This window comes from Deminuibacter soli (assembly GCF_003412455.1).
Lineage (GTDB): Bacteria > Bacteroidota > Bacteroidia > Chitinophagales > Chitinophagaceae > Deminuibacter > Deminuibacter soli.
The window spans coordinates 41,002-62,083 of the sequence record NZ_QTJU01000001.1 but is presented as its reverse complement, the minus strand read 5'-3'; the positions used below and the strand labels follow the sequence as shown (position 1 = coordinate 62,083).

Here is a 21,082-nt window from a genome sequence, read left to right as displayed (position 1 = left end):
AAAACAAGCGCGTACGAAGTTGTAACCGGCGTGTTTATTCAAATGGCATATGCAGTATCTTCAGCCCATGAACAGGAAGCATTTTTTAGGCAAATCGGCACTGGCACTGGCTTCTGCCGCATTGCCCATATCCCGGCTGATGGCTGCGCCGGGCAAAACGGCACCCGCATGGACTATCCCGCCGTATCTCAAAAAAGGAGATGTGATCGGTATTACCTGTCCCTCGGGTTATATTCCCGAAAAAGATATCCAGCCCGCAGTACAGCAACTCACCGCCTGGGGATTTACGGTTGAAACCGGCAAAACCGTGGGATTACGCGACGGCAGTTTCGGCGGATCAGATGCAGAACGCCTTGCCGATTTTCAGCAGATGATCGATAGCCCGCACATCAAAGCCGTACTGTGTGCAAGGGGCGGTTATGGTTTTGTACGCATTATTGACCAGGTAGATTTCACCCGTTTCCGCAGGCATCCCAAGTGGATCATCGGTTTCAGCGATATCACTGTGCTGCATTGCCATCTCGCACACAACTACCACATTGCTTCGCTGCACAGTAAAATGACCAACAGTTTCCCGGAAAATGCCGCCCTCGCAGATGCAGTGCAGCAGCAAACCATACAATCTATTTACCAGGCGCTGAGCGGCGAAAAAATGCAGTACAGTGCAGTGATGAACCCCAATAACCGCACAGGAAAAGCAAGCGGCATACTGGTGGGCGGAAATCTGAATACCATTGAAACACTCGCAGGCAGCGCATCTGACCTGCCTACTGCCGGTAAAATCCTGTTTATTGAAGACACGCACGAATATCTCTACAGTATAGACCGCATGCTTTGGAACCTGAAAAGATCCCGCAAGCTGCAACATTTGAAGGGATTAATCGTCGGGGGCTTCAGCCTTAAACCCGATGAGCCCGGCGATGAGTTTGGCCGTACCTTGTACGATATTGTAATGGAGAAAGTAAAGCAATACAGTTACCCTGTTTGTTTCGATTTCCCTGTAGGGCACCAGAAAAACAACATGGCTTTAAAATGTGGTGTGCGTCACCAGCTCATTGTACATGAAGCAGGCGCTACCTTAACCGAATTAAGATGATTACCATACCACCTTATCTTAAAAAGGGAGATACGATAGGCATTGTTTGTCCGGCAGGCTTCATGCCTGCTGAGCGGGCCCAAACCTGTATCGATGTACTGCAGCAATGGGGTTACCGGGTACGCGTTGGCAAAACCCTGGGCAACCAGCACCATTATTTTTCCGGTACCGATGAAGAACGCCTGGCCGATCTGCAGCAGATGCTCGATGATGATAGTGTGCAGGCGGTATTGTGCGGCCGCGGAGGCTATGGCGTTAGCCGTATTATTGACCGTATTGATTTCACCCGCTTTCGCGCAAAACCCAAATGGGTGATCGGGTTTAGTGATATTACATTGCTGCATACGCATATTCACACGCAGCTGGGCATTGCCACCCTGCATGCACCGATGGCCGGTGCGTTTAATGATGATGCCTGGCAGGGGCCGTATGTGCAATCGCTGCGGCATGCGCTGGAAGGGGGCAGGGCAAACTATGCCTGTGAGGCGTACCCGCTGAATAAAACAGGTATTGCTGCAGGCGAGCTGGTGGGGGGCAATCTGTCATTGCTGGTGCATGCTACCGGTACGACTTCTGCATTGGATACAAGCGGCAAGATTTTATTTATGGAAGATATCGGCGAATACCTCTACAATGTTGACCGCATGCTGCTGCAATTAAAACGCAGCGGGGCTTTGCGCAACCTGGCAGGACTGGTTGTGGGCGGGTTTACAGAGATGAAGGACACGGTGATTCCTTTTGGTGATACCATTGAAAACATTATCCACTCGCATCTTGCAGAATACGATTACCCTGTATGTTATCACTTCCCGGTGAGCCATGGCGGCGATAACTATGCGCTGAAATCCGGCGGGCATTACCGTTTGCAGGTGGCAGATGGCGGCGTGCGGCTGGTGGAGGAGTGAGTTCTATTGCCGGTGAGGACACCGGCAACGGCATCAATGCAGAGGGTCGCGAATAACGCGGCCCTCTGCTGGCATCGCCCATGGCTGTGTCCCCACAGCCACCACACGATATTATTATTGCCGGTGAGGACACCGGCAACGGCATTAATGGAGAGGGGCGCGAATAACGCGGCCCTCTGCTGGCATCGCCTGTGGCTGTGTCCCCACAGCCACCACATTGGGGTGAGCACAACACTTTTATTGCCGGTGAGGACAGCCGCAACGACAATAAATACTGCATGTGAACAATTTGCGTAAATTGAAACATGCTAACTAATGAAATGTACTTCTATACAGCCACCATACATGAATGGCGGCACCTGATTGGCAAACACCAGCTACAGCATATCATTCTCGATACCTTCACCTTTCTTTCAGAGAAAAAGCGCATCAGAGTGTATGGCTTTGTGATAATGCCTAATCACTTGCATGTTATTTGGACGATGCTTAAGACAACAAACAAAGAAAGCGCGGTCAGTAGTTTTATGAAATATACCGCGCATCGTTTCCAGGAATATCTTCAACAAAATGTACCTTGGGAATTGCCTTACTTTAAGGTGAACTTACCAGACCGCAAGTATAATTTCTGGCAGCGGGGAAGCGATCAGTTTCTGTTATACAATACTGCAACAATCGCACAGAAGCTCAACTATATACATGAAAATCCGTTACAGGAACATTGGCAACTGGCAAACGAACCGGCCCTTTATCCATATTCATCGGCGATGTATTATGAGCAGGGAGTTAAGAATTACGAGTTTCTGCATGATTACAGGGATTAGTTGTACGTTGTGATGAGATTGCCGGTGAGGACACCGGCAACGGCATCAATGCGAAGGGGCCGCGTTATCCGCGGCCCTTCGCTGGCATCGCTTGAGGCTGTGTCCCCACAGCCGCCACACGATACTATTATTGCCGGTGAGGACACCGGCAACGGCACTAAATGCGAAAGGGCCGCGTTATTCGCAGCCCCTTCGCTGGCATCGCCTGAGGCTGTGTCCCCACAGCCGCCACACGATACTATTATTGCCGGTGAGGACACCGGCAACGGCACTAAATACGAAGGGGCCGCGTTATCCGCAGCCCCTTCGTTGGCATCGCCACAATACGATATTATTATTGCCGGTGAGGACACCGGCAACGGCATCGCTATTATCGTTGGCTTACCCCCACGCCCTTTCCAAAAAGCGGAGCCAGTTACCGTGCATGATGTTTTCAATATCCTGCGGTGTGTAGCCGCGCCTGGCTAACTGTGCAGGGATGCTGGCGAAATCTGCAATGGTGTCAATATCGTAAGGGCATTGTTCTGTGCCAAAAGCGCCGTCAAGGTCAGAGCCGATGCCTACGTGCAGGGTATTGCCTGCCAGCTGGCAAATGTGATCGATGTGATCAATTACCTTGTCGAGGTTGCATTGCATTTCTTTGGGCGTCGATTGCTGGCGCACCCAGTTGGGAACCAGCATCCAGGCGTCGAATGCGGCGCCAATCACTGCTTTGCGCTTAATCAGTTCCTTCAGCTGCTCGTCGCTGAACTGGCGGTTATGGTTTACCAGGGCGCGGCAGTTGTTGTGACTGGCCCATACATTACCGCTGAATATATCCATCGCATCCCAGAACGCATCGTCACAAAGATGCGTGGCATCAAGAATCATGTTGAGTTGCTGCATTTCCTTAATCAGCGCCTTGCCCATATCGTTTAAATGACCCGTGGCATCCGTACCATTGGCATAACGGCCGGGGCCATAGTGCGCAGGTCCCAATGCACGCAGGCCATTGTTGTAGGCAGTATGCAGGTAGTCAAGGTTTACAATGGAATCTGCACCCTCCAGGCTAAGTATGTAGCCTACCGGCAGCTTGCTGGTATCGGTACTGTTTTTCCAGCGGGCAATATGCTCCTGCAGTTCTTTTAAGCCGGTGATCATTTTCATTTCACCTGCCTGCTCCATGGCCTTGTACCAGGCCAGCTGTCCCTGCGTCTGCGCCCATGCCTGTTCAGGTGAAAACCAGCCGGGGAGCGGGTTGTCTGGTGCAACAAAACGGGCTATCTGGGTGGCCACTACCAGGCCGGTATTGCCCTTGCGCAGCTCGGGCAGTGCTACGGTGCCGTTGGCACGGTCTGGCTTATCGGTCATGCCTTTTTCCCTTGCACGGATAGCGTGCGCCGGCTGGCGCAGGTCGCGGTTCCATTCAAGGGCATTCATGCTGAGATCAAGATGGGCGTCTATGGTGAACATCGGGATTGTTGTTGGATGGTGAATGATTTGATGGCTGAAGCGCAGTTACCTGCCTCTGGCCGTTATTTTCCAGGTTTGCACGGCGGTATGGTTTTCTATCACCTGTGCTTCATCGTACATAGAAACGGTGGGGCATACATGGTGCGGCACGCCATACCATACATCGCCAATGCTGTGCACGCTGGTATCAGGTACCTGTACTACCAGGTGCTCTTCACTTTGCGCCACAATGGTAGCGCCTGGATGATTCAGGAAATACACCCTCGGCTGCGGCATTTCAGGCGCAATGGCTTTGTGCCCCAGGTCAAGCGTGAGCAGTTCCTTGTTAACGATGGAGATCACCCTGGTGAGCACCAGCGCTGCATAATGAAAACGCTGGTCAGGCATCATCTGTGCATAGCCTTTGTCCCAGAATACAAAAGTACCCGGACTGAGCTCTACCTGCTCGCGCGCAATATGTGCTTCAAAGCTGGGAGAGCCGCCTGCGATGACTGCCGGGCGTTTGCCTGTTTGCTGCTGAATAGCTTCCATCATGTTTGCCACAGGCGCAAACCCTGTGTCTGCCTGCGTTTTACGGGCTTCTTCCGTTGCATCATGAATCTGGCCATCGTATGCATGCAAGCCTTTTATATGCAGGCCGGGCAATGTGCGGCAGAGCGTGTACAACTGTAAAGCAGCTTCACCGGGCACAATGCCGGTACGGTTCATACCCACATTGAGATCGATGTAAATACCGATGCTGCTGCCTGCCTGCTCAAACACAGCCGCAATAGCACGTGCCTGCGCTTCGTTGTCGGTAACGCAGGAGAAGGTGGTATGGGGATATTCCTTCACCAGTTGCAGCAGCCGCTGTATTTTGGGGCCAACCGGCTGGTACGCGAGCAATACATCGGGTGCCTGTACCTGCGCCAGCATGGCTGCTTCACGAATGGTGGCGCATTTAAAACGGGTGATGCCCTGCTGCAGCATCATACTGCATACTTCGGCTGTTTTGTTGGTTTTTACATGCGGACGCAGGCGTTGAACATCACCTGCCATGGTAATGGCCGTACGTATGTTTTCGCTGATGCGCGCAGGATAAAAAGCCAGGGCAGGCGAATCTATTGTGTCAATATTGCTGATATGAAACCACTGTTGCTGCATGTGCTAGGGATGTAATTCAAACAAAGCTTCAATTTCAACGGGAATATTATCGGGCAGTGAGCCGAAGCCTACTGCACTTCTTACACCAATGCCGTTGTCGGTTCCCCATATTTCGGCAAACAGTTCGCTGCAGCCGTTGATTATATAAGGATGTTTTTCAAACTCCGGTGTGCAGTTTACCATGCCCAGCACTTTAATCACTCTTTTTATTTTGTTGAGGCTGCCGAGATTGGTTTTGAGTGTAGACAAGATGGTAAGACCAACCTGCCTTGCAGCCAGCTTGCCTTCTTCCATACTCATGTCTTTGCCAATGCGGCCAATAATGAGGGATTTATCGCTTTGTACTGGCCCATGCCCCGATACATAACAATGCAATCCATCAATCAGGTAAGGTTTATAAACGCCGAGTGGAGTAGGTGCCGGTGGTAAAACAAGGCCCGTTTGGGCGAAACGTTCATCAGGTGTCATGGCTGGTATATTGAATGAGTGCCAAAAATAAGTCATCTCCCGTTTGCCCGTGAAACTTATTGGCGGCAGCCATATAATACGGCCCGGTATTTCGACAAACAGCGCGGCCTGCTACAGGAAGCTGTTAATCACAAACACGCCCACTAGTCCAACCACGGAAACAATGGTTTCCATGATACTCCATGTTTTCAGCGTGTCTTTAAAGGTTAGGTTAAAGTACTCCTTGAACATCCAGAAGCCCGGATCGTTTACATGCGAAAACATAAGGCTGCCAGCGCCAGTGGCCAGCACCATGAGGTTGGGGTTAACGCCCGTGGTAGCAATTAACGGGGCAACAATACCGGCGGTTGTAACACCGGCAATGGTGGCAGAGCCAATACACACGCGGATTATAGCACTGATGCTCCAGGCTAGCAAAAGCGGGTGTACGTGCATGTTTTGTAACTGGTCTACAATGGCGTTGTTAAGGCCACTGTCTGTTAGCACCTGTTTTAATGCACCGGCACCACCAATGATCAGTAATATCAGCACCACATCTTTCACTGATTCGCTGAGTGTACCCATTACAGCTTCCATTTTTTTACCGCGTTTTACGCCAAGGGTATAGGCCGCAGTGAGTACGCTGATGAGCATGGCGATTACTGCCATAGCACCATCGTCAATAGAGTGCAGTATAGGATAGAATTTGCTGGTAGCGGGTGTGGTAATTTGTAAAACGGCATGCAGGGCAATCAATACTACCGGTAAAAAAGCAGCCATAAAACTGGTGAAGGTACCGGGCAGCTCAGATTCAGGTATTTCCTTTGCGGCAAAGGTGGCGAGCGGTTTGGCGGTGTATTTTTTCAGTGTAATTGAAAACACAGGCCCGGCCAGTATTATAGCCGGTATAGCAATACACAGCCCGTATAACAAGGTCATGCCTATTTGCGCATGAAACTGTTGAATCAATGCAACAGGTGAGGGGTGCGGCGGTAAGTAACCATGTGTTACAGAAAGTGCTGCCAGCGTAGGCAATCCGATATATACCGCCGGGATATTGTATCGGCTGGTAACGGTAATAACCAATGGCACCAGCAACACGAAACCTACGCCATAAAACAGGGGAATGCCTACAATAAATGCGGTAAGCACCATAGCCCATTGCAGGTATTTTTTGCCAAACAGGTTGGTGAGTGCGGTAGATATGCGCACAGCCGCGCCACTGTCGGCAATAAGTTTGCCCAGCATGGCTCCCAGGCCAATGAGTATAACCAGCGAACCGAGTATATCACCAATACCTTTTTGTATAGAACCCACCACTGCCGTAACAGTCATGTGTTTTACCAGGCCCATTAAGATAGAAACAATCAGAAACGCAAGAAATGCATTTAAGCGCAACAAAGTAATCAGTAATACGAGCAGAACGATGCCTGACAAAACAATTATAAACGACATAGCAAAAGCCTTTGCTTAAAGATAGGGAATAGCTTATAGGTTATAGCGAATAGCGGTTAGCTTTTTTGGCTATGGCTGTTTGTGGTCATCAACAGAGCAGCCATCCGCGGATGGCTGCTCTGAGAATAAACATTGGGGATGCTGTTATGCAGATTGTGGTGTATGTTTTTGCGGCATGGCCTGCTCCAGGTTTACACCTAAGCCTTGTGCAATGGCCATTCCCAGGCCAATATCAGCACGGAAGAAATGGCAGAGCTGGCGGTTAATGATATCCTCTTTCCTGGGCCCGTCAATGCCCTTCATGGCTGATACAAAGTTGTGTACCAGGTGCTGTTTGTCTTCTGCTGACAATACTTCACGGTAAAAAATACCGGGCTGACTGTAGTGATCGTTTTCTCCCTCACCATTGCGGTCGAAGTGTGCGGCCACATTGCTGTCGAGTTCCCATGGTGCCTGCTGATAAGCAGGATCGGGTTTGATATTGTCGAAGCTGTTGGGGAAATAATTGGGACTGCTGCCACCATTGCCGTCAATACGCATGGCGCCATCGCGTTCGTAATTGTTAATGGCATACGGACAGCGGTTTACAGGTAGCTGTTCGTAGTTGGCACCGAGACGGTAACGGTGTGCATCCGGGTACGACAAGATACGCCCCTGCAACATTTTGTCCGGCGAATAACTTACGCCATCTACCACATGCGCAGGCGCAAACGCAGCCTGTTCCACATCTGCAAAATAGTTGCGCGGGTTTTCATTCAGTTCCATCACGCCCACATCTATCAACGGGAACTCTTTCTGGCTCCAGGTTTTGGTAAGGTCGAACGGGTTGTAACGATAAGACTTTGCCTGTTCTTCAGTCATAAGCTGGATCTTCAGTGCCCATTGCGGAAACGCCTTATTGTCGATAGACTGCAGCAGGTCACGCTGTGCAAAATCAGGGTCTTCCCCTTTCATCTTCACCGATTCTTCCAGTGTAAAATTGCGGATGCCCTGTAATGATTTGAAATGGAATTTCACCCAATGCCTTTCGTTCTTATCATTGATAAAGCTGAACGTGTGGCTTCCGAAACCATGCATATGACGGTAACCGTATGGTGTACCGCGGTCGCTGAACAGGAACATGATCTGGTGCAGGCTTTCCGGGTTCAGGCTCCAGAAATCAAACATCATGGTTGTGCTTTTGCAGTTGGTGTACGGATCTCTTTTCTGCGTATGTATAAAGTCGCTGAACTTCTTGGGGTCTTTGATAAAGAAGATAGGGGTGTTGTTGCCTACCAGGTCCCAGTTGCCTTCTTCCGTATAAAACTTAACGGCAAAGCCGCGCGGATCGCGTTCAGTATCTGCACTGCCTTTTTCACCGCCTACTGTAGAGAAGCGGGTGAATACCCTTGTTTGCTTACCCACCTGGTTAAAAATCTTTGCGCGTGTGTACCGGGTAATATCATGTGTTACCGTGAACGTGCCAAATGCGCCCGAGCCTTTGGCGTGTACTACCCGTTCGGGAATACGCTCCCGGTTAAAATGGGCCATCTTTTCGTGCAGGATAAAATCCTGCAGCAGTAACGGGCCGCGCGCACCAACGCTCTGGCTGTCTTCATGGTAATAGTAAGGAATGCCTGATGCGGTGGTGAGTGGTTGGTTTTGATTTTCGCTCATGGGGACGTTTTTTATCAGTGAGGAAACTGTGACGTTATTACTGTACAAATGTTTTACTTTTTTCTGCATCGTACAAATCGATTAATTTTATATTCTCATAGATAAAATTGATAGATCGTTTATGACCTTTACACAACTGGAATATATTGTAGCAGTAGACATACACCGGCATTTTGCAGAAGCAGCCAATCACTGTTATGTAACACAGCCCACGCTGAGCATGCAGATACAGAAGCTGGAAGAAGAACTGGGGGTAAAACTATTCGACAGGAGCAAGCAACCCGTACTGCCCACTGAAGCAGGCAGCGAGGTAATTGAGCAGGCCCGCCGCATACTGGCCGAGCGTGACGGATTGATAGAAATGGTAGAATCCCGTAAAGGCATTGTAAATGGGGAAATACGCATCGGCATTATTCCTACACTTGCGCCGTACCTGATTCCCTTGTTTGTACCCTTGTTTACAAAGAAGTTTCCGCAGGTGAAACTGGTGATCAATGAGCTCACCACCGCCAACATCATCACCAGGCTGCGTGAAGGTAAAATAGATGCCGGTGTGCTGGTTACACCGCTGCATGAAGCGGGCATACGGGAAGATGTGTTGTTTTATGAAGAGATGCTGGTGTACGTGTCAAAACACAACGATGCATACAATAAAACCTATGTATTAACGAAAGATATTGATCCCGGCAAACTCTGGTTGCTGGAAGAAGGACATTGTTTCCGCTCGCAGATCATTAACTTGTGCGAGCTGCGCAAAAGCACCAAGGAAGGCAGCCATTTTGAATATGAAGCCGGCAGCCTGGAAACCCTGCGCCGCATGGTAGACCTGAATGACGGCATCACCATTTTGCCCGAGCTGGCCACACTGGATATGTCGGCCGCACAACTTCGCAACCTGCGCCATTTTAAACAGCCTGCGCCTGTAAGGGAGGTGAGCCTGGTAGTGCACCGCGATTTTGTGAAACGCAAGCTGGTAGAGGCGTTTAAGCAGGTATTGCTCAGCGCCGTGCCCGATAAAATCAAGAAAAACAAAAAGAACCTCGTTGTACCGGTTGCTTCCTGATTCACCCGGGCAGTGTTACCATTCACTTACGCCGCCGCTCAGGTTAATAAGGTTGGTATAGCCGAACTTTTCTTCCAGGCGCTGTATGGCCAGCTGGCTGCGTACGCCTTTCTGGCAATACACAATCACCGGTTGGTCAAACGGTATTTCGGCCGACTGCTGCAGTACATCGCCAAGGGGTATCAGCTTGCCGCCGATATTGAATGTTTCGTGTTCAAAGGGCTCGCGAACATCTATCAGCATTACGGGCTGCTGCTGCGCCAGCATGTTTTTGAGCTCCTGCGCGTTAATCTGTTTCATCTTGTTGCTGAAAGAAAAAAGCCGGTTATCGTGTGATGCCCGGCTTTTTTATGTTAATCGTTAGTAATCAAAATCTGAGTTGTCGGTAAACACACGTTTCAAAGGTATGCTGGGTGTGGGAGAAATAATCAGCGGGAACTTTTCTACCGTTACAAAACTCGGGTCAAGTCCAAAGCCGCGTTCCTCGCTTAGGCTTATTTCCTTCAGCCAGAAATACAAACGCATGATCACCTGCTCCAGGAACGGCAGCTCATTGTCGTTCGAGAGGTATTTTTCCATCACAATAAATTGGAAATCGCCTACCACATTGTTTCTTTCCAGGCTTTCGTAGCGGCTGGTAATGTTTACTTCCTTGTTGTTTACCAGGTCTTCCACCACTTTACGGAACATGAGGTTGATTTTCTGCTCAACCCTGAAACCCAGCCTGAATTCCACACGGATAATATCGTTCGGTATAATATGATCCACCACGTACTCGCAGGTATACGGGTCGTCCAGTACATCTACGTGTACAAACCAGTAAATATCTGCGCGTTTCGGTTTCTTGTTAAGAATAGAGTAAATGATCTTGTGCTCAATTTCCTTAGGGTTATTGGCACTGGTCATGTACACCAGGTGGGTGGCGTATTTGGGTACCGATTTATCGTTACTCAGCTCCTGTATCATGGGCAGGTAATGTTCCAGCCGAACAAACTCCACGTAACGGTTTTTGATCTTGCGGCTGCGGAACCATACATACATTACCGCAAACAGGGCACCGCCTACTATCAGCGTTACAAAACCGCCGTGCGGGAATTTCTCGAGGTTGGCAATGAGGAACGAGATTTCTATCGCAAGGTAAACGGCCAGGTACAGGTAAATCCAGAACGACTGCACCCTGCGGCCTACCAGGTAGTTGGCAAACAGGATAGAAGTACTGATCATACACAACGTAATGGCCATACCATAGGCTGCTTCCATGTTGGAAGAAGACTGGAAATACAGCGTAATACCCAAACAGCCGATAAACAGCAGGGTGTTGATGCCCGGGATAAACAGCTGGCCTTTTTCCTCGGTAGGGTAGTTGATCTTCATTTTAGGCCAGAGGTTCAAACGCAGGGCCTCACTCACCAGGGTAAACGAACCGCTGATCAGGGCCTGGCTGGCAATAATGGCTGCACTGGTGGCGATAACAATGCCGATGTAGATAAAACTCTCGGGCATAATGGAGTAGAATACACTCTTCAGCTCCGTTGCACCGGGATGGTGCAGCATAAATTCGGGTTTTGCCAGCAGATCGCTGTTGGCGTACACATTGCCTTTCCTGGTGAGCAGCCAGGCGCCTTGCCCCAGGTAGTTGAGGATAAGGCACACCTTCACAAACACCCAGGTAATGCGGATATTGCTTCTGCCTACATGCCCCAGGTCAGAGTAAAGGGCTTCGGCACCCGTGGTACACAGGAACACGGCGCCCAGTATCCAGAAGCCTTTGGGATAAACGGTGAGCAGTTTTATGGCATAATGGGGCGACAGTGCTTTGAAAATGCCGATATCGTCACTGATATGCAGCATGCCCAGCACCGCCAGCATAATAAACCAGAGAAACATGAGCGGACCGAACAGCTTACCAATAATACCTGTACCAAACTGCTGTAAAAAGAACAGCATGATAAGGATACCCACCACAATGGCTACAATGGTCGATTGCGGGATAGAATGAAACTGCGGGATGATTTTTAAACCCTCGATGGCAGAGGTTACGGAGATGGGCGGGGTAATCATACCATCTGCGAGCAGGGAGGCGCCGCCGATAATGGCCGGGAATACAAACCATTTCTTTTGCCGCCGCACCAGGGCGTATAAACTGAAAATGCCACCTTCACCCTTGTTGTCGGCCTTCAGGGTAAGTATTACGTACTTCACGGTTGTTTGCAGGGTGAGGGTCCAGATGATACACGACAAAGAGCCGAGAATCAGGTCTTCACTGATAACACGTCCGTTGATGATGGCATTCAATACATACAAAGGTGATGTGCCTATATCGCCATAAATAATGCCTAACGCTATAATTAATCCGGCTGCTGATACCTTATTGATGTGCTTGGCCACTTGTAGATATTGTATTAAATGCTAAAAAAGTTTAACAAATGTAGGCGAAATTAAAACCGGGCGCAATTCCGGCGGTGAATTCAGTGAAAATTAAGGGCGTACTGTGTAAATAACTGGGGCATTTTGGCGTTATTTGATGGTTAGCAATATTGTATTCTTACATTTGTTAGTAATAATTATGCCGATGAGCACTATGAAAAAATCATTTTTTATTCTTTTCGGTTTATTCCTGGTAACCCTTGCCCATTCGCAGAAGATTACCTATGCCGAGCCAGACCGGGATGATGCCCGCAATCTCAACTTTGAGATCATCGGGAAAATGAATGACAACATTCTTATCTATAAAGGATACCGCGACAACCATTTTATCGCCCTCTACGACAACGATATGAAAATGGTTGACAAGCAGAAGCTGAACTTGCCCGAGCGCCTGTTGCAAACCGATTTCCTGGCCTACCGGGATTATTTCTACCTCTTTTACCAGTACCAGCGCAGAAATGTAGTGTACTGCATGGCGTTAAAAATTAATGCAGATGGCAAAAAAGTAGGGGAGCCTATTGAGCTGGATACATCGAATATTAATTACAGCGCCAGCAAAAAAATATACACGGTGCTGAACAGTGACGATAAGCAACGCATAGGTGTGGTAAAAATCAACACCAAGAACGAACGCTACCATGCGGTTACCATGAGCCTGTTTGATAAGGAACTTACACCTGTACACCGTGCACGCGTGGTAATACCCATGGAAGAAAAAAACAGCTTCCTGACAGAATTTGTGCTCGACAATGATGGCGATTTCGCTTTCCTGCGGGCTACCGGTTCTTCACAAAACGATAATATCAACCGCCTGGGACTGTACACCAAAAGGGCCATGGAAGATTCTGTAACCAATGTGGAGATTGACCTGATGAAGCTGTACATGGACGATCTGCGGTTGAAAGTTGACAACAGCAACAAACATTACCTGGTTACCTCTTTCTTCAGCAAAAGCAAACGCGGCAATGTAGACGGACTGTTTTGCTCACTGTGGAATAAGAATACCGGTCAGCTCATTTACAATAATGCCAATACCCTCAGCGATCAGCTGCGTAACGAGGCCAAAAGCGAGAACGGCATGAAAACCGCGTTCAACGACTTTTTCCTGAGCAATATTATCATGCGTAAAGACGGCGGTTATGTAATTGCGTCTGAATCGGTGTATACTTCTGCACGCTCTGGCCCCTACAACCGCTGGGATTATATGAACGGCTTCGGCTCACCATATTACAGTCCGTACAGCTCTTATTATTATTACTCAAGTCCATACGGCGGTTACTACCCCTGGTGGCGTTACAATAACTTTGGCTACCAGGTAACCCGTTATTTTTCTGACAACATTGCCATTCTTTCGTTTGATACCACCGGTAAAATGGAATGGGCCAACGTGGTGCGCAAATCGCAGTACGATGACAATACCGACAACTTCCTGGGATACGGCACCATGACCACCGGTTCGGAAGTACATTTCATTTTCAACCTGCTGGAGAAAAGAGATTGGCTGCTCACTGATCAAACGATTAACTCAGAAGGCGTGGTAAAGCGTACGCCCACTTTTAAGAACCTGGACAAGGGGTACGACTTTATGCCGCGTTTTGCCAAACAGGTGGGAAGCCGCCAGCTGGTTTTGCCGGTTAATTACCGAAATTACGTTTCCTTTGCAAAAATTGAATTCTAACGCATAACGGCTTTCAGGGTTATGTGTTCCAGACTACTTGTATGGTATCATTATTCCGGGAAAAATATTCGGCCAGTATTTTCTGGCTTGTAATGCTCAGCATTGCGCTGCATGTTCACTTTTTTATTGACCCGCCCGAAGTGGTGGTACACCTGCGCGATGGCCTGGTGAGCGATGTGCTCGTATACCTCAAAACCCTCCCCGAAGTGGTGCTGATGGTATTGTACCACATACTGGTACTGGTGCAGGCCCTGCGTTTAAACTATGTACTTAACGAGTTGCGTATGTTTCAGCGTCAGGCATTTACCACGGCCATGGCCTATGTGCTGCTTACAGCGCTTTTACCAGAATGGAACCATATTACCCCGGCGCTTATCTGCAATTCGCTTATTATATGGCTGCTGCATAAAATGACGCAGCTGTACAATTCAAACAATGCCAAAACCATTATTTTCAATATCGGGCTTATTGCCGGCAGCACGGTTATTTTTTACCATCCCACATTCAGCGTGGTGCTGCTGTGTTTTATGGCGCTGGCCATATTACGCCCCTTCCGCCTCAACGAATGGTTTATACTGCTGCTGGGCGTATTAACGCCTTTTTACTTCCTGCTGTCTGCCCTGTACCTGGAAGACAAGTTTGCCGATGTAATGGATTACCTGCCGCAATGGAAACTGCATGTAAAAAAGCCCACCAATGTGCTGGCTATGTCCATCACCGCGGGTTTGCTATTGCTTTTGTGGTTAAGCGGTATGTATATCTGGAATATCAACAGCAACCGCATGATAATACAGGTGCGTAAAAACTGGGCGGTATTGTTACTGGCGGTACTGGTACTGGTGCCGGTAGGCTTTTTAACCTATGCCAGCGGCTGGGAGGCAGGTTTGCTGGCCATTGTGCCGCTCAGTGCTTTTGCATCGAACGTGTTCCTGTACCCGCGCAAGGCATTATTGCCGGCCCTGTTTTTTTGGGCGCTCGTGGCTGTGTACATTTACAATAACTGGGCGTTCATTAAAAAATAGCATTTTTTTTAGACCATCCGGTATAACTTTACGCCCTGGTATGGCAGGGCATGCTGTGCCGTTGGCTGCATACAAATAATTCACACGCAACTGCTTGTGCCGGGTTCAGGTAACCCTTATTTTCACGCAGCCGGCAATATGCCCCACTTACCGGCAATATTTGCTGTTTTAGGACTGAATTAACAAAGTGCAGCTGTACTTTTTCGTCTTTCAGTTTTCTTACTATCATACAAATGACATTATGAAAAAATCATGGTTATTATTTGCAGCCCTGCTGGTAACGCTGGGTGCAATGGCACAGGTAAAAGATCCGGTTAAATGGACATTTGCGGCTAAAAAGAAGGCAGATAAAGTGTATGAAGTAACAGTCACTGCAGTAATGGCCAAACCCTGGCACATTTATTCGCAAACCACACCCGACGGCGGCCCCATTCCTACCAAATTAACGTTCAAAAGCAACCCGCTGGTAACAATGGATGGCAAAGCAAAAGAAGTGGGTACTTTAAAGGTAGACCATGACCAGAACTTTGGCGTGGACGTAAAATATTACTACGAATCTGTGGTTTTTGTGCAAACAGTGAAACTGAAAGGCAATGTAAAAACCAACATCGCCGGAAATGTGGAATACATGGCGTGTGATGACAGCCAGTGTTTGCCGCCTACCACCAAATCATTCGATATCAAGCTGCAGTAATTACCCCCATAAATATACCCGATGAAGCGATTTTTAGCGGTATTCGTTATCATATTCAGTAGTATCATTATAGCAGCTGCACAGGATACCAGGCCTGTGCAGTTTTCTTTTGCCGTTAACCGTGTAAACGATACACTGGTTAACCTGGTTGTAAAAACCGGCATCAGCAAGGGCATTGCCCTGTTCCCGGTAAACAAGCAGAATGCAGACGATCCGTTTGTATCTGCCATTCACTTCGATTCTGTAAAAACAGCGAAATATGTGCATGCTGCCGATACTGCCACACAGCAGGGTAAACTGCAGCAGGCAAAAGATGCAGCTGCCGGCGATATCCGCTTTTTTACAGACAGCGCAACGTTTGTATACCCGCTGCATATTTCCGCGGCCGACAGTGCTGTAGTAAAGGGCAACTTTGACTGGCTGGCCAAAAACGGGGATGATTTCCCGAGTGGCAGCGAAATGTTTTCTGTTAAAGTAAAAGCCGCAGCAGCAACTGCACCGCAGGCCGGCGGTACCACTGCTGCAAAGGCGGGTAACGATATCCAGGATAAATCACTGTTATCTGTATTTCTTTTTTGCCTGGTTACCGGTTTAGTGGCCGTGCTTACCCCTTGTGTGTTCCCGCTGATACCGGTTACCGTGAGCTTTTTCCTGAAAAAAAGCGGTAGCAGGAAACAAGGTGTACGTAACGCTATCTGGTATTCGCTTTCCATTATGCTTATCTATACCATCCCTACGTTGCTGCTTACGCTCATTTTTGGGGATACGGTATTATATACCATTGCCACCAGCGCTGTTTCCAACCTCTTGTTCTTTGTGATATTCGTGGTGTTCGCCATTTCATTTTTCGGAGCATTTGAGCTGAACCTGCCCAGCAGCTGGGCCAATAAGGCAGATGAACGTGCAGGTAAAGGCGGCTTAGTAGGTATATTTTTTATGGCTTTAACGCTGGTAATTGTGTCGTTCTCCTGTACAGGCCCAATTGTAGGCACCTTACTGGGACAAACCAGCAAGCAGGGTATTTCACTGGCGCCTATTGTAGGGATGTTTGGTTTTAGTGTTGGCCTTGCACTGCCATTCTCTTTGTTTGCCTTGTTCCCATCCATGCTGCAGTCATTGCCCAGAAGCGGCGGCTGGTTAAACAGTGTGAAAGTGGTATTCGGCTTTGTAGAGCTGGCGCTGGGTTTGAAATTCCTATCCAACGTTGACCTGATTTACGGCTGGCACCTGCTCGACCGGGAAGTGTTCCTGGCGTTGTGGATAGTGCTTGCCATTTTAACCGGTTTGTACTTACTGGGTAAACTGAAATTCTCGCACGACAGTGACCTGCCTTACATCAGCATACCGCGCCTGTTCCTGGCCATTGCAGCGTTTTCATTTGCCACTTACCTGGTACCCGGCATGTGGGGCGCACCGCTGAAAGCCATGAGTGGTATTTTACCGCCAAGCGCTACGCAGGATTTTAACCTGGATGAATTGCAATACAAAATAGGTGCTGCACCTGCTGCTGTAAAAGACAATGCTTCGGGCACTGTTGCCGCACCGCCTAAACGGTATACCGATGTGTTGCATATGCCTTTTGGCCTGCAGGCATATTTTGATTTTGCAGAAGGCATGGCAGCTGCCAAAGCCTTGCACAAACCGGTAATGCTCGACTTTACCGGCCACTCGTGCCCCAATTGCCGTAAAATGGAACAGAGCGTTTGGAAAGATCCCGGTGTACTGGAACGCATGAAGAAAGATTTTGTGATCATCAGCCTGTATGTGGATGACAGAACAGAATTGCCCGAAGAAGAGAAATACACCAGCAAAGACGGCAGGAAAATTGAAAACCTCGGCGAGAAAAACCTCGATTATGAAGTGAGTAAGTTTAACCTGAACGCCCAGCCGCTGTATATGTTTCTTGACTTAAACGAACAAACGCTCAGCGATATCAAATACGGCTACGATGCCGATATACAGAAGTTCATCAACCATCTCGAAACCGTGAAAGCCGAGTTTGCAAAACGGAAGTAAGCGAGAGCGTGAATCGTGAGTTGGAAAACCATCGAGAATCGAGACATCGACACGTCGAGACTATCTTTAGCGAGTATTATGCTTGTCGCCGCAGGCGATTTACACTAAACAGGCTTGCAGCTCGTAACTAGAAGCTTGCAGCTGTTTTTCTTGTTGAGACTATCTTAGCGAGTATTATGCTTGTCGCCGCAGGCGATTTACACTAAACAGGCTTGCAGCTCGTAGCTAGAAGCTTGCAGCTGTTTTTCTTGTTGAGACTATCTTAGCGAGTATTATGCTTGTCGCCGCAGGCGATTTACACCAAACAGGCTTGCAGCTCGTAGCTAGAAGCTTGCAGCTGTTTTTCTTGTTGAGACTATCTTTAGCGAGTATTATGCTTGTCGCCGCAGGCGATTTACACTAAACAGGCTTGCAGCTCGTAGCTAGAAGCTTGCAGCTGTTTTTCTTAATGGCTATCAGCTAACGGCTGTTTTTTTCTACAAATGAAAATCTTCTTTCAGTTGGCTGGTGGCAATGGCTACCAGGGTTTCAATACGGCTGATATTGCCATCGATGGTATTGGTTTGTTGCTGGTCGCGGGCGCTGTTTTCTATTTCACGTACCAGCCTGCGCGCCTCTTCAATGTGCATGGTATCGATGGTGGATTTAAGTTTGTGCGCCAGCCTGGCCACCCGGTCCCAATCGCCGGCAGCAGCCGTTGTTTTCATCTCTGCAAGGTTAATGGGTGCGCTTGTGATAAATACCTGGCACAGGCTTTTGATAAAGTCCATATTGCCGCGGGCAATTTCCTTTACCAACGTTAGGTCGTATAACCTGTTGTTGTTCTCCGGCTGTGAAGCGTAATGTGTCATATTCATCACAAGGGGTTTCGTTTTGACTGGTAAACGCGGGTTATTACTGTATACAGCTCGTGTTCATTAAATGGTTTGGTAAGATAATCGTTCATGCCGGCTGCAAAGTATTTCATTTCTTCACCTTTCAGCGCATTGGCTGTTAAGGCAATGATGGGTATCTGCTGCTTTTGTTTATCGGCCATGGCGCGTATTTCCATGGCAGCTTCAATGCCGCTTTTTTCCGGCATCTGTATGTCCATCAGGATGATGTCGAATTGTTCTTTACGTACCAGTTGCACAGCTTCATTGCCATTGGTGGCAACTTTTGTTTCAAAGCCCCAGTATTGCAAAATGCTTTTGGCCAGCAGCTGGTTAATGTCGTTGTCTTCGGCCAGCAGCACTTTTAACTGCCCCAGCTGGTTGCTTACCCGGGAAGGTCTGCTAACAGACGTGTTGAGTGATTGCGCCATAGTATTTCCGGGTTTCGCATAGGTAATCGTAAAATGGAAGGTGCTGCCTTTGCGGGGTTTGCTTTCTACCCATATCTGCCCCTGCTGCAGCTCAATTAAATTCTGTGTAATGGCCAGTCCAAGCCCGGTGCCGCCGTATTTGCGGGTAGTTTCGGCATAGGCCTGTGTAAAGGGCTGAAATATCTGTATCAGTTTGTTTTCATCGATGCCGATGCCTGAATCTTTTACGTAAAAGTGTAGCACGGCTTCGTCGTCGGTTTCTTCTTCTATGCCTGCATACAGTTCAATGCTGCCAGAGTGGGTAAACTTGATGGCATTGCTGAGCAGGTTGTTTAAAATCTGCGTAAAACGGGTTGGGTCGCCGGTTACCGTGTAGCGGTTCCCGATCTGGTTATCGAAATACAGCGCGAGTTTTTTATCGGCTGCATTTACCTGGAACAGTTTAAGCGTGGAAGATATTTTGGTGATAATATCAAACTCAATCTTCTCCAGCACTATTTCCCCTGCGGTTATTTTACCGAGATCGAGAATATCGTTGATAATGTTCAGCAGGTTTTGGGCAGAATCGTTGAGCAGGTTAACGTATCCCTGCTGCTCGTTGTTAAGCAGTGTTTTTTGCAGCAGCGCGGTAATGCCCAGTATGCCGCTCATGGGCGTACGTATTTCATGGCTCATATTGGCCAGGAATTTCTCTTTTGCCCTGGCGTTCTCATCTGTCGTTTTCTTGGCTGCTTTCAGTTCTTTTTCTGCCTTAATGCGGTCTGTTACATCCTGTGCAAAAGCCACTACATACGGCGGCTGATCAGGGTGGTTTACATAGTAGTTCTGGTACAGCAGGTACAGGCGCCGGCCCGATGCCGTAAGCATACGGAACAGGCCCTTTGCCTTTTTATTGTTGATGATGGAAGGCAGGTAAATATCTTCAAACATTGATTTGTCGCTGTCTGGTATCAATGATTGCAATAGCGAGCCGGTTAGCTGGGTTTCGGTTAATTCCAGTGTTTCACAAAAGGCGGGGTTTACTTCCAGCAGGCGGCCTTCCATATCGTGCGTGCAAATCATGGCCTGGCTGTAATTAAACAAATCGCGGTAACGGCGTTCGCTCAGCAGTATCTGTTCCTCAATTTTTTTGCGCCCGGTAATGTCCATGCCATAACCGATAATGAGTTTCAGCGCGCCCGCTTCATCGTACACAGGGCTCATGCGGCGCAGGTGATAGCTTTCTTCTCCTTTTTTGTTGATAAGCCTTTCTTCCCAGGAATGCTCACATTTATCGGCCGTTATTTTTTTGAAGATGGCCCTTCTTTTCTCTGCAATCGCCATATCCTTTCCGCGCATAATGCAGTAGTCTGCATCTGTTTTCCCGATCAGCCATTTGCGCAGGTCGGCATCGCTGATGGCGATGGGGTTCATATACAGGTAATGATGCGTGGGCGAGAAGATGGCAATATCTGCCGGTATATTGTTGAGTATGTCTTCGTAAAAAGCTTTTTGTTCTTTAAGCTGATCTGTAATGCGTATTTTCTCGGTTTCATCCTGGTAGCTCCATAAATGGCCGATAAAATGATCTTTGATGTGTATGGGGCGGTGTGAGCGCACAATAATGCGGCCGTCGCGCAGCCGCAGTATATCGCCGTCTGCCTGTTGCCGTGTTTCGTAAAGGTTCAGTAAACGGCTGGCTACATTGGCAAGGTCGGAGAGTATGCCGCCGTGTTCGGCCAGCAGGTCAGACGAGTTGTAGCCGGCCAGTTCTTCAGGGGCCTGTTTAATACCGAACAAATCGCAAAACAGCTGATTCAAGATCAAAATGTTGCGATGCTGGTCGGTGATCATTGTTGCATCAGGCAAACTGGAAACCAGTGCATGCAACCATATATCCGATAAGTTTTTGTCCACCTGCATCC

At 48.5% G+C, this 21,082-nt stretch carries 17 protein-coding genes; 8 read left to right on the top strand and 9 right to left on the bottom strand.

From position 1 onward, the window contains the following. The first annotated feature begins 49 nt into the window (after window positions 1–49). The 3 genes from DXN05_RS00260 (at window position 50) to DXN05_RS00250 (ending at window position 2,822) form a co-directional block, all read left to right on the top strand. The gene (locus DXN05_RS00260) at window positions 50–1,096 is read left to right on the top strand and encodes a S66 peptidase family protein (protein ID WP_245975081.1); all 1,047 of its coding nucleotides are present in this window, start codon (window positions 50–52) and stop codon (window positions 1,094–1,096) included. Continuing rightward, window positions 1,093–2,001: a S66 peptidase family protein gene (locus tag DXN05_RS00255; protein ID WP_116845213.1), complete on the top strand. Its 909-nt coding sequence runs from the start codon at window positions 1,093–1,095 to the stop codon at window positions 1,999–2,001. Before DXN05_RS00260 ends, DXN05_RS00255 begins: the two co-directional genes overlap by 4 nt. A 320-nt stretch (window positions 2,002–2,321) precedes the next feature. Then, the gene (locus DXN05_RS00250; protein ID WP_211329947.1) at window positions 2,322–2,822 is read left to right on the top strand and encodes a transposase; all 501 of its coding nucleotides are present in this window, start codon (window positions 2,322–2,324) and stop codon (window positions 2,820–2,822) included. A gap of 381 nt (window positions 2,823–3,203) precedes the next feature. On the opposite strand, the gene DXN05_RS00245 is transcribed toward DXN05_RS00250, so the two are convergent. The 5 genes from DXN05_RS00245 to DXN05_RS00225 all read right to left on the bottom strand — a co-directional run bounded on the left by DXN05_RS00245 (window position 3,204) and on the right by DXN05_RS00225 (window position 8,975). Further along, a complete protein-coding gene (locus tag DXN05_RS00245) occupies window positions 3,204–4,274 on the bottom strand; it encodes a dipeptidase (RefSeq protein WP_116845211.1) in 1,071 nt (356 codons plus the stop codon). Between the two features lie 45 nt (window positions 4,275–4,319). Next, window positions 4,320–5,417 carry a D-TA family PLP-dependent enzyme gene (locus DXN05_RS00240; protein WP_116845210.1) on the bottom strand — a complete coding sequence of 366 codons (1,098 nt, stop codon included), beginning with the start codon at window positions 5,415–5,417 and terminating at the stop codon, window positions 4,320–4,322. Window positions 5,418–5,420: 3 nt separating this feature from the next. Then, window positions 5,421–5,885 (bottom strand): RidA family protein, encoded by a 465-nt coding sequence (locus DXN05_RS00235; RefSeq protein ID WP_170148858.1) that lies wholly within the window; start codon window positions 5,883–5,885, stop codon window positions 5,421–5,423. 111 nt (window positions 5,886–5,996) lie between these two features. Beyond that, a complete protein-coding gene (locus DXN05_RS00230; protein ID WP_116845208.1) occupies window positions 5,997–7,319 on the bottom strand; it encodes a gluconate:H+ symporter in 1,323 nt (440 codons plus the stop codon). Between the two features lie 144 nt (window positions 7,320–7,463). After that, window positions 7,464–8,975, bottom strand: coding sequence for a catalase (locus tag DXN05_RS00225; RefSeq protein ID WP_116845207.1), 1,512 nt, complete (start codon window positions 8,973–8,975; stop codon window positions 7,464–7,466). Window positions 8,976–9,096: 121 nt separating this feature from the next. Between DXN05_RS00225 and DXN05_RS00220 the strand changes: the two genes are divergently transcribed. Continuing rightward, window positions 9,097–10,038, top strand: coding sequence for a hydrogen peroxide-inducible genes activator (locus DXN05_RS00220; RefSeq protein WP_116845206.1), 942 nt, complete (start codon window positions 9,097–9,099; stop codon window positions 10,036–10,038). 15 nt (window positions 10,039–10,053) lie between these two features. Here the strand turns inward: DXN05_RS00220 and DXN05_RS00215 are convergent, their stop codons facing one another. Next, a complete protein-coding gene (locus tag DXN05_RS00215; protein WP_116845205.1) occupies window positions 10,054–10,338 on the bottom strand; it encodes a rhodanese-like domain-containing protein in 285 nt (94 codons plus the stop codon). Between the two features lie 60 nt (window positions 10,339–10,398). After that, entirely contained in the window at window positions 10,399–12,426 is a 2,028-nt protein-coding gene (locus DXN05_RS00210) for a KUP/HAK/KT family potassium transporter (RefSeq protein WP_116845204.1), read from the bottom strand. 193 nt (window positions 12,427–12,619) lie between these two features. Between DXN05_RS00210 and DXN05_RS00205 the strand changes: the two genes are divergently transcribed. The 4 genes from DXN05_RS00205 to DXN05_RS00185 all read left to right on the top strand — a co-directional run bounded on the left by DXN05_RS00205 (window position 12,620) and on the right by DXN05_RS00185 (window position 17,875). After that, entirely contained in the window at window positions 12,620–14,143 is a 1,524-nt protein-coding gene (locus DXN05_RS00205) for a hypothetical protein (RefSeq protein WP_116845203.1), read from the top strand. A gap of 41 nt (window positions 14,144–14,184) precedes the next feature. Then, window positions 14,185–15,165 carry a hypothetical protein gene (locus tag DXN05_RS00200; RefSeq protein ID WP_116845202.1) on the top strand — a complete coding sequence of 327 codons (981 nt, stop codon included), beginning with the start codon at window positions 14,185–14,187 and terminating at the stop codon, window positions 15,163–15,165. Window positions 15,166–15,406: 241 nt separating this feature from the next. Next, the gene (locus DXN05_RS00190) at window positions 15,407–15,859 is read left to right on the top strand and encodes a protein-disulfide reductase DsbD domain-containing protein (protein WP_116845200.1); all 453 of its coding nucleotides are present in this window, start codon (window positions 15,407–15,409) and stop codon (window positions 15,857–15,859) included. A gap of 21 nt (window positions 15,860–15,880) precedes the next feature. Continuing rightward, entirely contained in the window at window positions 15,881–17,875 is a 1,995-nt protein-coding gene (locus tag DXN05_RS00185; RefSeq protein ID WP_116845199.1) for a protein-disulfide reductase DsbD family protein, read from the top strand. A gap of 476 nt (window positions 17,876–18,351) precedes the next feature. On the opposite strand, the gene DXN05_RS00180 is transcribed toward DXN05_RS00185, so the two are convergent. Continuing rightward, on the bottom strand, window positions 18,352–18,732 hold the full coding sequence (locus DXN05_RS00180; protein ID WP_116845198.1) for an Hpt domain-containing protein: 381 nt from the start codon (window positions 18,730–18,732) through the stop codon (window positions 18,352–18,354). Continuing rightward, the gene (locus DXN05_RS00175) at window positions 18,732–21,080 is read right to left on the bottom strand and encodes a PAS domain S-box protein (RefSeq protein WP_116845197.1); all 2,349 of its coding nucleotides are present in this window, start codon (window positions 21,078–21,080) and stop codon (window positions 18,732–18,734) included. The genes DXN05_RS00180 and DXN05_RS00175 overlap by 1 nt, the downstream gene beginning before the upstream one ends. Window positions 21,081–21,082 lie beyond the last annotated feature (2 nt).